The sequence below is a fragment of the Streptomyces sp. UH6 genome (genome assembly GCF_013421635.1).
Classification (GTDB): domain Bacteria; phylum Actinomycetota; class Actinomycetes; order Streptomycetales; family Streptomycetaceae; genus Streptomyces; species Streptomyces abyssomicinicus.
Window position 1 is genome coordinate 1 of the sequence record NZ_JACADT010001421.1, and the last position, 1,055, is coordinate 1,055.

Below are 1,055 nucleotides of genomic sequence, written 5' to 3' on the forward strand. Positions count from 1 at the left end.
GATGGCGGCGGCCCGCCCGCGCGGCGCGGTCACGCCCTTGCGTCCTCGGTGGCGTGTTCCCCGGCTCTCGTGCGCCTTCCGCGCCCTGGCCGAAACGCGTGCGCTGGGCCGAATGAGGGACGGTCTTCGTGTACCGCGGCAACCGGACCTAAGGGGCGAGTAGGACAGTCGGGACAAGGGGCGCGGAAACGTATCCCTCCAGGCTTCGCGGCCCGGGGGGCGCGTGCGTCACGGACCGTCACATGGAGGGGATCATGGGTATCCGCCACATCACCGCCACCACCATCGCCGCCTTCGCGCTCGTCGCGGGCATGGCCGCGGGCACCGCGTCGGCCGCACCGGCCACCTCGGCGGCCTCGGCCTCCGTCTCGGCCTCGCAGAGCGTCAGCGCGGACCGGAACTGCCACAAGTACCGGGACCACGGCCGCCACCACGGGCGCGGTGACCGGTGTCGCAACCGGCACGACCGGCACGACCGCTGTGACCGTCGGGACCGGCGCGACCGTGACCACGGCCGTCACCACGGGCGGCACGACCGCTACGACAGGTACGACCGCTACGACAGGTACGACCGCTGTGACCGTCGCGACCGTGACCACGGCCGTCACCACGGACGCCGCTGACCGCGACCGCTGACCTCATGCATCCCCGCCCCCGCCGGCTCTGCCGGCGGGGGCGGTGCGTTGGCGGTGGGGTGTCTCGTGCGCGCGGCGCCGCAGGTCACCGGCGCCCGGTGAAAGGGAGGCGGGCCGGAGCTTCGTCCGGCGGCGGACAGGGGGCGAGGAGGGTGCTCGTCCTCAGGCGGTGGCGCCGCCCGGGTCCTCCGCCGGGCGGCGGAGGAGGAAGGCGGCGGCCGTTCCGGCGAGGAACAGGGCGAGCACCGAGACGGCCGTGGTGAGCCAGCTCGTGCCCAGCCACTGGCCGCCGAAGTAGCCGAGGGCCACGCTGTAACCGGCCCAGCTGATCCCGGCCAGCACCGACCAGGGCAGGAACTCCCGCACCCGGCGCCGGGCCACGCCCGCGCCCAGGCTGACCACGGAACGTCCGGCCGGGGC

1 protein-coding gene and 1 pseudogene are annotated in these 1,055 nt (G+C 75.0%); one reads left to right on the forward strand and one right to left on the reverse strand.

Features of this window, described 5'->3' with window-relative positions:
• The first annotated feature begins 254 nt into the window (after window positions 1-254).
• Window positions 255-623 carry a hypothetical protein gene (locus HW445_RS32310; RefSeq protein ID WP_180224299.1) on the forward strand — a complete coding sequence of 123 codons (369 nt, stop codon included), beginning with the start codon at window positions 255-257 and terminating at the stop codon, window positions 621-623.
• Window positions 624-797: 174 nt separating this feature from the next.
• On the opposite strand, the pseudogene HW445_RS32315 reads toward HW445_RS32310, so the two are convergent.
• Window positions 798-1,055 (reverse strand): annotated as a pseudogene (locus HW445_RS32315) (hypothetical protein); the annotation flags it as partial.

Coding starts and splice junctions, on each gene's coding strand:
- HW445_RS32310 (WP_180224299.1), top strand. CDS start 255: ATGGGTATCCGCCACATCACCGCCACCACCATCGCCGCCTTCGCGCTC.